This window comes from Lentzea pudingi (genome assembly GCF_014646255.1).
Classification (GTDB): Bacteria; Actinomycetota; Actinomycetes; order Mycobacteriales; family Pseudonocardiaceae; genus Lentzea; species Lentzea pudingi.
In genome coordinates this window covers 521485-534205 of record NZ_BMNC01000006.1, presented here as the reverse complement: position 1 = coordinate 534205, position 12721 = coordinate 521485, and the positions used below count along the sequence as shown (strand labels likewise).

6 protein-coding genes are annotated in these 12721 nt (G+C 67.9%); 5 read left to right on the top strand and 1 reads right to left on the bottom strand.

Going from position 1 to position 12721, the window contains the following annotated elements; genetic code table 11:
* The first annotated feature begins 11 nt into the window (after window positions 1-11).
* Complete coding sequence (locus IEY88_RS24355) at window positions 12-947, top strand: LysR family transcriptional regulator (RefSeq protein WP_189157111.1); 936 nt, start codon at window positions 12-14, stop codon at window positions 945-947.
* 49 nt (window positions 948-996) lie between these two features.
* Here the strand turns inward: IEY88_RS24355 and IEY88_RS24350 are convergent, their stop codons facing one another.
* Window positions 997-2400, bottom strand: a complete 1404-nt coding sequence (locus IEY88_RS24350; protein WP_189157110.1) for a M1 family metallopeptidase — start codon at window positions 2398-2400, stop codon at window positions 997-999.
* A 427-nt stretch (window positions 2401-2827) separates the two neighbouring features.
* Here IEY88_RS24350 and IEY88_RS24345 point away from each other — a divergent pair, with 427 nt between their 5' ends.
* From IEY88_RS24345 to IEY88_RS24330, 4 genes are all read left to right on the top strand, one after another.
* Window positions 2828-8959, top strand: a complete 6132-nt coding sequence (locus IEY88_RS24345; RefSeq protein WP_189157109.1) for a PA14 domain-containing protein — start codon at window positions 2828-2830, stop codon at window positions 8957-8959.
* Between the two features lie 81 nt (window positions 8960-9040).
* Window positions 9041-9577 carry a PH domain-containing protein gene (locus tag IEY88_RS24340; RefSeq protein ID WP_189157108.1) on the top strand — a complete coding sequence of 179 codons (537 nt, stop codon included), beginning with the start codon at window positions 9041-9043 and terminating at the stop codon, window positions 9575-9577.
* Between the two features lie 326 nt (window positions 9578-9903).
* Window positions 9904-10854 (top strand): DUF7669 domain-containing protein, encoded by a 951-nt coding sequence (locus IEY88_RS24335; RefSeq protein WP_189157107.1) that lies wholly within the window; start codon window positions 9904-9906, stop codon window positions 10852-10854.
* A gap of 159 nt (window positions 10855-11013) precedes the next feature.
* Window positions 11014-12717 carry a hypothetical protein gene (locus tag IEY88_RS24330; protein WP_189157106.1) on the top strand — a complete coding sequence of 568 codons (1704 nt, stop codon included), beginning with the start codon at window positions 11014-11016 and terminating at the stop codon, window positions 12715-12717.
* The last annotated feature ends 4 nt before the right edge of the window (window positions 12718-12721 follow it).

Here is a 12721-nt window from a genome sequence, read left to right as displayed (position 1 = left end):
GAAGTGACGGCATGGAACTCGACGTCCACCACCTGCGGCTCGTGCGGGCGATCGGTGAAACCGGCAGTTTGTCCGAGGCCGCGGTGCGGCTCGGCACCAGTCAACCCGCCGTCAGCGGCAACCTCAAACGGCTGGAAAACGCCCTGGGACAACGGTTGTTCGATCGCGGTTCCCACACCACGTCGGTCACGCCGACCCCCACCGGAGAACTGCTGCTCGACCGGATCAGCGCGGTACTGCCGATGATGGAAGGTCTGGTGCGGGACATCGGGGTCCGTTCCAGCCCCGCCGAACCGGTGCGGGTCGGCGGGGTCTGCTCACCCGTGCTGTGCCACCTGCCCGCCATCCTCGACAGCCACCGTCCGCACGGTCCCGGCGCATCGCTGTTCGACAGCGAGTGCCGGGACCTCGTCGTGGAGATGGTGGCGCAGCGGCGGCTGGAAGTGGGCGTCGTCAAGGACTACCCCGGCTTTGAAGCGGTCGCGCCAGCGTCCGTGGACCTGGCGGTGGTGGCTCACGACCGGACGCTCGTGCTGCTGCGCGAGGACCATCCGCTGGCCCGGCACAAGGTGATCAGCCTCGAGCAACTGGCGGACGAGCAGTGGGTGCTCCCTCCGCCCGACTCCTCCCGCTTCCACGAGTACTTCCACAGGTCGTGCCGGCGCAAGGGTTTCACGCCCCACGTGCGGTACGTGTCAGAGTCGTACGGCACGACTGTCGCCGCAGTGCGCAACGGCGCCGTCGGACTGTCCCAGGCGGCGTGCGAGGGGCATCAGCAAGTCGCCGCCCGGCTGCTCGCCGACGACGCGTTGTCACGGAGGTTCCTGTTGGTGTGGCACAGGGAGAGCGAGTTCGCCGGCTTCGCGCGCGAGGTGCTCACCGAGACCGCGCTGGCCTACCGGCTGGAGTGCGAGTCGTCACCGGTCTACTCCCGTTACCTGGCATGACGGTGTGCCCTCCACAGACGTGGAGGGCACACCGTCATGCCAGGTAACGTCAGCGGAGCTCCGCCGGTGGCAGAGTCGTCCCGTGAACCCAGGCCTCGTGGAACGCTGTGAGGTCCTGATCCGCCACCGCCGCCGTGTAGAGCTCCCAGTCGTACCAGCCCTGGTTGAGCAGCACCGCGATCGCCGGGTACTCCCGCAGCACCGTGAAGAACTTCTCGTCACCAATGTGCTTGCGCAGCGCGTGCACCATCAACACACCCTTGTCCGTGACCGAGAACTCCCGGCCCACACCCGGATCCGCCAGTTTGCGCCCCCAGAACCGAATGTCCGTCCCTGCCTGGCGCAACGCGTCCTGGTAGCGCTGCTCGACGGAGGGCCCGCCGCGGCTCTCCTCCCACAACCACGCCACGTACCGGGCGAACGACTCGACCATCGGCTGGTCTTTCCCCATCTTGATGGCGAGCTGGTTTCCCCACCACTGCGATGCCAGGGCCTGCACCAGCGCCGACTGGCCCGCGGCAGCACCGTGCACCGGGCGCCCCTGTGAAGGATGCGAGTAGGCGAGCCGGTCAGGCAGGTACACGCCACCCGTCACCGGCAGGGGGTACGGACCCAGCTTGCCGTTCAGGAATTCCAGCATTTCGGGCAGGTGCCTGGCCGGCGCGGTGCCGGCACCGGGCGCGAACGCGTCCAGCACCGCGATGCCGCCAGGCAGGGTGGATTCCCGGATGCTGAACCGATCGATGGCGATCATCGTGGCGGACGGTGTGATCGGGACGTCCTCCTCCCAGGCGTGGAGTCCTTCGTGGACGGACTTGCGCACGCCGTTCGACACCACGCTCCACCCAGCCGGAACTCGCGCGTTGAGGTGGAACGTCGCCTTGTCGGCTGAAGTCTCGTTCACCGGGAACCACGTGGACGCCGAGTGAGGCGCCCCGGCTGCGAGCACGCCGCCCGACCACGTGGTGCGCCACCCGGTCACACCGCGGGGCGCGTGTTCCGGTTGCGGACGGCCGCAGTAGAGCACCTCGACGGTGAACGAGGTGTCCGCCGCCAGCGTGCCGGCGGGCGTGATCACCAGTTCGTGCTCGCCTCGGCGGACGAACGACGCGCGCACGCCGTCCACCCTCACCGACGTCACGGTGAGCCCGCGCAGGTCCAAGTTGAACCGGCTGAGCCGCTGCGTCGTCGTGGCCGAGACGACGGTCCTGGCGTTGAGGAACCGGGCGGCGGGATCGTAGGACAGGTCGACGGTGTAGCCGGCGACGTCATAACCGCCGTTGCCATCGGTGGGGTAGTAGGGATCGACGCCGAGCACGACACCGTTGGGTGCGACGTGCACGTAGCCGTCGGAGCCGATCGTGTCGTCCGCGTGCGCTACGGCCGGACACAGGGACAGGCCGCACAACAGCAGGGTGGCCGACGAGAACGTCCGCCGAATCCGCACAGCCATCGGGGAAACCTCTCGGGACGGTGGCAGGGTGCCGCCAGTCTCGGCGTGCCCCGCCGGACCAGGCCAATGCCACTTCCCCATGCTCGTGCGTTATCCGATGCGCAGCCGATGACCTGGACGGTTGAAGAACGACGGTTGAAGAACATTGCCGGCGGCCCGTCGTGGATCAGCTCCGTTCCCGCGCCTTGATGCTTGCGCACACACGTATTCACCTGCGGTTGCCTCGCACACTCCGCGCACAGCCCCCTGGCCCCGAATGCCCTGATCGGCCTATTGCCGGGAAACCCGGCGAGGCTCCACCCTTCATCCGGGATGGACGCATGGCGTCCAGAAGAGGGACATCGACCTGGGGGTCACCTTGCACTCGCCTCTCAGAGGCGCGCGCCTTCGCGCGCGTCCAATTCGTGCTGCCCGCACGATCACCGCGGTGGTCGTCACGGCATTGCTCGCGTCAGCCGTGACACCGGTCACCTCGGTGGCGGCGGCGCCGGAGAAGAACAAGTCGATCAACGTGCGAGACGTTCCGGTCCTGCGCAGCGAACCACCGAAGGCCGAGCCCGTGGCGCCTGCCACGCCCAAGGCGGACTTCACGCCGCTGGGCAAGGCCGCGGGCACTTCCGGCTCGCACTTCGACCCCGAGCGGTCGAAGATCGTGCGGCAGTCGTTGTTCGAGACCGAGTACGAGAACCCGGACGGCACGCGGACGATCAAGCAGTCGACCGAACCGCGCAACGTCCAGGACGCGGGCGGGCGCTGGCACGAGGTCGACACGACCCTGCAGGCGGACGTGCCCACCAGGCGGATCAAGGCCAGGCAGCACCCGCTCAAGCCCACCTTCGGCGCCAAGGCCGACGACCCGTCGCTCGTGACGGTCGAGTTCGAGGGCAACAAGGTCGCGCTGGGCGTGGAGAAGCCCGCCAGGGGCACCGAGATCAAGGTCTCCGGTGAGTCGGCGGAGTACGCGGACGTCACACCGGACACCGACCTGCAGTACGAGGTGACGCCGGGGTCGGTCAAGGAGACCATCAAGCTCAAGAAGCCACCGGCCACCAACAAGTGGCGGTTCACCCTCAGGACCGGCACGCTCACGCCGGCCGTGACCGAGCAGGGCACGGTCGAGCTCCGTGACGCGGCGGGCACGGCGAAGATCGTGATGCCGCCCGTGGTCACCTGGGACTCCTCCGGCGACAACGACACCAGGCCGCCCGCGCGGACCGGCGGCGGTTACGCGGTGGAGAAGTCCGGCGACAAGTGGATCCTCACGGTCTCCGTGGACGAGGCGTGGCTGAAGGATCCCAAGCGGGTCTACCCGGTCAGCGTCGACCCGACGTTCACCTACGGCGTGACCTATTCCGAGGCGTACAAGTCGGACGGCTACAAGTGCGTCAACTGCGGCATCAAGGTCGGCAACGTGCTCGACCACGGTGACAAGTACTGGCGCAGCGCCATGCGGTTCAACTACGAGTCCATGTACGGCAAGAAGATCGTGGGCGCGAAGGTCGACGTCGCGAACCAGCGGTCGCCGATGAGCCCGGACAAGACGTGGGCCGCGCACCTCTACCACGCCTCCGCGATGGACTTCAACGGTGTCGGCGGGCACATGGCCACCACGATGCTCGGGCAGGTCGGCACCTTCCAAGCAGAAGGTCTGCGCTCGTTCCTCCAGCACGTGGCCGACATCCGCCACATGGCGACGTTCCTCATCGTCGGCCACGAGGCGGCGGGCACGTGGACCTACAAGGACCTGACCGCGACCATGACGGTCGACACCGGCAACGCGCCTCCCGCGCCGCAGCCGGTCGGGCCGGCCGACCACGAGGCGATCACGACCCTCGCGCCGACGCTGTCGGTCACCCCGGTGTCCGATTCGGACGGTGATCCGGTCAAGTACTGCTTCAAGGTCGCCACCGGACCGGACGCCAAGTCCGGTGTCGTGGTCGACTCCGGCTGCCTCGACAGTCCGACGTGGACGGTCCCGCAGGCGGTGCTGCAGGACGGTGTGTCCTACACCTGGCAGGCGCACGCCTACAGCGGTGTGGCGATGGTGCCCAGCCCGGTGCGCCACTTCAAGATCGACCAGCGGATCGGCGACCGCGGTCCCGCTCCCGCCGACACGTTCGGCCCGGTCACGGTGAACCTGGCCAACGGCAATCTGACCGCCCAGCAGTCGTCGCCCACGTTCAACACCGTGGGTGGCTCGGCGGGCATCACCATGACGTACAACTCGCAGCAGCAGGACGCCAAGGGGCTGCGTGCGTCGTACTTCCCCGACCTGTCGCACAACGGTGAGATCAACCCGCAGCAGCAGCCCGTGCTGGTGCGCACCGAGCCGCAGGTGAACGTGGACTGGGGCGACAAGTCCCCGTTCGCACCCGCCCTGCCGCAGGACTGGTTCGTCGCCCGCTGGGAGGGCTTCTTCCAGGCACCCGCGACCGGCACCTACCAGTTCGCCGGTGTGCACGACGACCGGTTGCGCGTGTGGGTCAACGGAAACTCCGTGTACGACCAGGGTTGTTGCAGTGACGTCAACTGGGGTGTGGCCGGCAGCGTCTCGCTGACCGCGGGCCAGCGCGTGCCGATCAAGGTCGAGCTCGCGGAGGCCACCCACTGGGCGTACCTGCGCCTGTTCGTGCGCACGACCGAGGGCAACGTCTCGCCGCAGATCGTGCCCGCCGACTGGCTGTACACCTCGGACCTGCCGACGCTGCCGAAGGGCTGGACCCTCTCGGCCGACCTCGACGGCGACGGGTCGACCTACACCGAGGCGAAGGTCACCGACCAGAACGTCGTGCTGACCGACGGCAGCGGCGCGAAGCACACGTACGTCAAGAAGAGCGCGGGCGGCTACACGGCACCCGAGGGCGAGGACGGCGTGCTGTCGCTCGACACCGCTGGCCGCATCACGCTGACCGAAGGGGCGGAGATCTTCGTCTTCCGCTCCGACGGCAAGCTGGAGTCGATGTCCTCGGTGCAGGACAGCCGCAAGCCCTCCGCTCTGCAGAACATCTACGACGGGTTCCCGTCACGGCTGAAGGAGATCAAGGACCCGGTCTCCCAGCGTTCGCACCGGCTGCACTACAACCGCGCCGGTGACGACTGCTACGGCGGCGCGCAGAAGCCGCCGCACGTGGACGCGTTGCCGCCGACGCAGATGCTGTGCCGCATCGTCTACTGGGACGGCACCGAGACCAAGCTCTGGTACTACCAGGGCAGGCTCGCGCGGATCGAGGATCCGGGTGCGGAGAACAACGACTACGGCTACAACGCCGACGGTCTGCTCACCGGCGCCCGGGACGCGCTGGGCAACGACTGGGTGGCGGCGGATCCCGCCAACCGCCCTGACCACGAGGCCGCGGCCGCGTTCGGTTACACGACGATCAACGGCAAGCCGTACGCCAACGACGTGGTGGCCCAGGTGCCCGCGCCGGGCAAACAGCGGCCGAGGCACAAGTACCGCTACGACACCGCGAACCGCACCAGCTACGTGGACGTCGAAGGACTCTCGCCCGCGATCGGCTTCTTCCAGAAGGTGACCTACGACGAGGCCTTCCGGGAACTGTCCACAACAGACGCGACCGGGAAGACGGCGACGAAGACCTGGAGCCCGAAGGACCTCCTGCTGTCGTCGACCGACTCGGCCGGCCGCAGGACGACCACGGTCTACAACAACCACGACCGGCCGGTCGACTCCTACGGTCCGGCTCCCGCGTCCTGCTTCAGCGGACAGGTGCCGACCGCCGCGTGCGCGACCACCGTGCCGCACACCAGGACCGCGTACGACGAGGGCATCAACGGCCTCGCCACGTCGTTCTACGACAACGCGAACCTGTCCGGCATGCCCAAGGTCCACCAGACCGGTCTGGGCAACGCCGACGGCACGATGGCGCGCGACTTCAGCTCCAACGCGCCGGCCACCGGCATTCCGGTGGACAACTTCTCGATGCGGGCGACCGGCGAGATCGTGTTCCCGGAGGCAGGCGACTACAAGCTCCGCCTGCAGGCCGACGACGGCGTCCGGATGTGGGTCGACGACCAGCTCGTCGTCGACGACTGGATCGCCACCGGGCCGAAGTGGCGCGAGAGCACGGTGAAGAGCACCGGTGCCGGTTCGACGAAGAAGGTGCGGATCGAGTACTACGACGGCGCGGCGACCGCGCTGTTCGAGCTGCACTGGACGACGCCCGGCGGGGCGCAGCAGGTCGTGCCCGGCGCGAACCTGAAGCCGTTGTACGGCCTGAAGACCTCGGAGACCACCTCCGAGTCCCACGGCGTGCCGAACCAGTCCTCGGTCACGAGGTACGGCGAGGACGGGCTCGACCCGACGTACGGCATCGCCACCAGCACCGAGTCCGCCGGTCTGGTCTCGAAGGCCACGCACGAGGCTCCCGGTACCGGGTACCTGCGCAAGACCGGGAAGACCATGCCGACCGGGGCGAAGACGACCTACGAGTTCTACGGGGACACCGAAACCAGGGACAACCCGTGCACCCCGGAGGTCGAGGCGATCAACCAGGGCGGCATGCCCGAGAAGACCACCTCGGTCGCTCCCGCCTCCGGCACCGCCAGGGTCGACGAGCAGATCTACGACGCCTCCGGCCGCGTCGTGGCGAAGGGGACGTCCGGCGCGTGGTTCTGCTACACGCTGGACGCGCGTGACCGCGTGGTGACGCAGAAGGTGCCGAGCAACGCCTCGGCGCCGGAGCGGGTGATCACCACGAACCACGCCGTCAACGGCAACCCGCTGGTCAGCTCGATCAGCGACGCCAACGGCACGGTCACCACGGAGATCGACCTGCTCGGCAGGACCGTGGCCTACACCGACGTCACGGGCATGCGCACGGAGACGACGTACGACCTCGCCGGCCGCGTCAGCGCGGAGAAGGTCATCCCGCCGAACCCGGCGGACGTGCCGCAGATCATGGCGAGCACGTACGACGACGCCGGCCGGGTGCTGACCGTCAGCCTCAACGCGCAGGTCCTCTCGACGACGACGTACAACGCCGCCGGCGAGACCGCTTCGGTGACCTACGCCAACGGCACCACGCTGTCCGACATCCAGCTGGACGGCGCGGGCAAGACGGTGTCGCAGAAGTGGCGGACGAGGGACGGCAAGGACATCGTGTCCACCGTCGGCCGTTCGCGTGCGGGCACGATCGTCGACGAGACGCTCGGCGGCGTGGACGCACGGCCCGGTCTGCCGAACTACGTGTACGACACCTCCGGCAGGATGGTCGAGGCGTGGGTGCAGGGACACCACTACACCTACGACTTCACGTCGAGCGCTCCCGCGGGCTGCCCCGCGGGCACGCAGGCCAACGCCGGCCTCAACACCAACCGCGTGCGGTTGCTGGACGAGACGGCGTCGGGTGTCGCGGAGACCGGCTACTGCTACGACGCGGCGGACCGGCTGCTCACCACGACCGGCGCGGCCGGTGTCACCGACCTCAGGTACAACGACCGCGGCGCGGTCACCGAGTACAAGTCGGGTGGCGCCACCACGTACCTGTCGTGGGACGGCGGTGACCGCAACATCCACGCCCGCACCACCGGTGCCGAACCGGCCGACGTGTCGTACACCCGCGACGTGCTCGACCGGATCGTCCGCCGCGTGTCCAGCGCCGGCGCCGAGAACACCGACACGATCTACGGCTTCACGGGCAGCGGCGACACCGCCGACTTCGCCATGGACGCCACGAAGAAGATCGTGTCCCGGTCGATCTCGTTGCCCGGCGGCGTGCTGCTCACGGTCAAGTCCGACACCCGCAAGTGGGATCACCCGAGCATCCGGGGCGACCTCAGCCTGACCACCGACGACGGCGGTCTGCAAGTGGGCGGGCTGCGCACGTACAGCCCGTTCGGCGAGCCGCTCGCGGACGTGCCGGACAACCAGCCGGGCGACATGGACTACGGCTGGCTCGGTCAGCACCAGCGTCCTTACGAGCACTCCGGTTCGCTGGCCATCGTGCAGATGGGCGCCCGGCCGTACAGCCCGCTGCTCGGCCGCTTCCTCTCCGTCGACCCGGAGGAGGGCGGCAGCGCCAACGACTACGACTACACCAACGCCAACCCGATCAACGAGACCGATCTGGACGGCAAGTGGTCGTGCGGCTGGTGCAGCAGGGCCTGGAACGGCGCCAAGAACCTGGTGAAGAAGGGCCTGGACAACAAGTGGGTCCGGGGCATCGCCACCGGAATCGTGGTCGCCGGCGTGTGCGTCGGCACGGCGGGCGTCGGGTGCGCGGTCGGTGTCGGTGTGGCCGTCGGTGCGGGCCTCGGAGCGGCGAACTGGTACGTCAACCGCCGCAACGAGAACCCGTGGGGCCACGTGATCCGCGGCGGCATCTGGGGCGGGCTCGGCGCGCTGAAGGCGTTCGGTGCGGCGAAGCTCGTGGCCAAGAGGTTCCCCGCCGCGGTGACCCACAAGCGCGGCCTGTTCGGGTTCAAGTTCCTGACGAGGTACGGCCAGGCGAAGAGCCGGTTCCAGCCGTCGTTGCTCTGGGCCGGCAAGCGCATCTTCAGGTCCAAGGGGCAGGCCAAGTTCAGGGGCCGTTACCGTTGATCGAAGTGAAGTGTTGAGTTGAGTCGGCCGGAGGCCGGCGATGAACTCGCCGGCCTCCGCTGACCTGGTGGGAGTTTGTTCGTGAACGAGATCCGCCGCAGCAAGCTGATCAACTACTTCGCCGCCGTGATGCTCGCGGCCATGGCGGCGATCGTGCCCGCATCGGAGATCGTGCGAATCCCGGCCTGGTTGCCCGCCTGGGTGGTCGTCATCGTGGTGGCGCTGCCATTGCTGGAACTGATCTGGCGCTCCGGCCTGCGCCCCCGTCTCATGTGGACCGACGGCGGACTGACCGTGGTGCGGTGGTTCACGATGTCGGTCTATCGCTGGCACGCGATCGCCCGCGTGCACGAGGAGTTCAACCGGATGCACATCGTCCTCGACGACGGCACCGAGGAGGTCTGGGAGTTCGACCAGGCCTGGTTGTGGGGCAAGATCTCCAAGTCCTACGAGGCGCGCAAGGGACGCCGTGCGGCTCTGCTCACCGAGGCGCTGGAGCGTGGCCGCTCGGTCGGCGACGTGGCCCGCCCGATCGAACGGGCACCGCGCAGGCCGATCGCGCTGTACCTGCTCGCCGTGCCCGCCGCGGTGCTCGGTCAGTTGCTCGTGGGTTGGTAGGGCGGTCGCGCCGCACGTGATGCGGGGGGCGGCAATCGCGATGTCGAGCAGGGACGCGGCGAGCGCGGTGAGGGTGCGCACGACGTTGACGGTCATTCGCCGATCGGGGTGCATCACGTAGTCGGTCGGTGGTGCACTGACGGCCCACACCTTGGTCCGGCCGTTGATCGGTCGGCATCCGGTCGGGCTGGTGGTTCGCTTGACGAGCAGGTGTTGAGACGTGGTGATAACGGTGGTCTGGCTCAGCGCGATGCAGGCAGTGCCGGGTACAGCGTGTCCAGTGGGCGCGGCCGGCGGTGATGTGTCTGCGACGGACCGAGGTGATCATGGCTGTTCAGATGGACCAGGTGTTGTCCTGCCTGGCTGAGCAGAGACCGATCTTCCATTCAGAGGCTGACTTTCAACACGGCCTGGCCTGGCAGTTTCGATGCATGAACCCTGACTCGTCGATCAGGTTGGAAACTCGCCCGTTTCGGGGCGTCCGGCTGGATCTGCTCGTGCACGTCGACGGGGTGAGGATTGCCATCGAGCTGAAGTATCTCCTCGCGGGGTTCAACGGTGTGGTCGCGGGCGAGAAGTACGAGCTGCCGAGTCAGGCGGCGCAGGACATCAGCCGCCACGACGTGGTCAAGGACGTGGTGCGGCTGGAACGGCTGGTCGCTGAGGGATGGGCGGACGTGGGTTGGTCGGTGACGTTGACCAACGACTCCGGCTACTGGCGGCCGGGACGCAAACTCGACCCGATCGACGCCTCCTTCCGCCTTCACGAGGGCCGCTTGCTGTCCGGCACGCTCGGCTGGGCCGCGCACGCCGGCTCGGGCACCACGCACAAGCGAGACTTGCCGCTCGCATTGACTGGAACGTACGAATGTCTCTGGCGCGACTACTCGACGGTCACGGACGCACGCGGGCGTGAGGCCGCATTCCGTTACCTCTGCCTTGCCGTTGCCGGCACAGAGGGTGAGCAGGCCGTGGATTCCCGGACGAACGCCACCGTTGCCGAGGCTGATCCGCGGCTGGGTCTGCTACTCGCCGGTGCCAATGCGCGGGAGGAGATTCTGGAGGCGGCGAAGATGCTTGCCGCGCATGCTCATGACGGGACGTTCACGCTGACCGAGATCATCGCGGAGATCCGGCGACGTGGCAGCCGCTACGCCGAAGGCACCGTGCGTACGCACGTCGTTTCTCGTATGTGCGTCAATGCCCCTGATCACCATGCGACCGTGTACGCCGACCTCGAGCGGGTTGGTCCTGCCCGCTACAGACTTGTTGGCTGACAAGCGGTACAGGAGATCGCGATCCCTCAGTCCGGGGTCAAGGTTCGCCGGTTCGAATTCTGTTGTCTCGTGCCCTAAGAGTGTCCAGTTTTGTAACAGCGTTGAGCCGTAGACTTCGGCGGTCAACGCTGACGAGGTGCCCGTGTGGGAGGAGATCGCATGCCTGATCCTTCGGACTCGATGGAGATCACCGAGCCTGAGGAGGACGGCCGGAGCGATACCGCCGACCCGTCTGCCGGGGGCGATCCTTCGTCTGGCTCGGACATCGACTCGACGACGTCGACGGTCTTGGTGGAGGTGCTTCCCGGGGTGGCGGTCTTCGCCGGGGAGGTCCCGCCGGAGCTGAAGCCCGATCTGATCGACTTCGGGATCGTGCCGGCTGCCGACCGCAGGCAGATCTCAGCGATCCTTGCCTCGGTTGGGAATGCGGCGACCGTGGCGGGCAATCTCGGGAACGCGTTCGCCAGTGTGCAAGGTCTTTACAGGATCGGCGAGAAGACACAGGTTCTGCTGAACGCCGGCGCGAAGCTCGCCGGCAAGGACGGCGGGTTCCTCGGAACGGTGCTGGGTCCCGGCGGCAGTATGAGCCAGGCCCGCTTCTACCCCGTGGCTGCGGTGAGCAAGATGCCGGTGGTGGCCTCGGTCGGGCCGGCGCTGGCCATGGTGGCGTTGGAGATGATGTTGAGCGAGGTGTCGGGCCTCGTCAGGACCAACCTCGCGGTGACGAACCAGGTCCTCACCTCCATTCGCAAGGAGCAGTGGGCCGAACTGACGGGGCTTGTCGCTGCTGTTGATCGTGCGGTCGAGCAGGCCCGGGAGATCGAGTCGGTCCCTGCGTCGTTGTGGGATGACGTTGCGGGCAGTGGCGCGCTGCTGCGCAAGCAGCTCGAGCTCTACCAGGGAAACGTCCGCGACCACGTCGGGCGGATCGGTCGGGTTGGCGTGCGCAGCCATCGCGAGTACTTGCAGACGAACGCCGAGGTCATTGCTTTCGACGTTCGCGCTCTGTTGTCCTCCCTCAACGCGTGGACGGGGTATCACGCGCTGCGTGCCGCGAGGGCGAGAGCGGCTGGATGTGAAGACGCCGCCGAGGCGCAGTACGCGGAGGTCATCGCCCGCGACACCCGCGCGGAGTTCGACTCGACGCTCGCCGAGATGACTGGCCTCGTCGACGCGGTGGCTCGGGAGCTTCGGATCACGGCCGAGCTGCGCGGTCCCGACTCCTGGCCGTTGTCGGGCAAGCGGAAGGACGCGAAGGCGGCCCGCGAGGTTTCCGCCCGGCTTCTGGAGGTGATCGAGCCTCTTGCGGATTCGCTCCATCCGCCGGTGCCGCCGGTCGCGGTCCCGGAAGTCCTTTGTGGACCCGATTCGCTGGATTCGGCGCCCTACCTTCGCATCCTGCGGTGGCTCTTCGAGGACGGTGAGGTTCTCCGCGCCCTCGGTTTTCCCGAGCAGGGTGACGACGGCGGTCCTATTTCCGCGATCGTCGGCGGAGCGATGGGGGTGTTGGCGGCGGTGATGGACCAGGCCGCGGACCGGACACTGGTCGCTGTCACGGATCGCCGTGTCATCCTCGCGACGACGAACACCTTTCTCGAGCAAGCCGAGATCCAGCAGGAGATCCCGCTCGACCAGGTTCGCTACGTTCGAGTGCCGGCGGCACCGGATAGCGGTTCACGGTCGGTGGTCGACCTCATCACGCGTGACGAGAACATCCGGTGGATCTTCCACCCGGACGTCGACAGCGCTCAGGTGGACGCGCTCGCCGCCGTGCTCGCCGAGTCGATGACGATTCCGGACGCTGAACGCGACGAGCTTCGACGGCGTGCCGGCACGAAGACCGAAGTTGCGACCACGACGTGAGGCA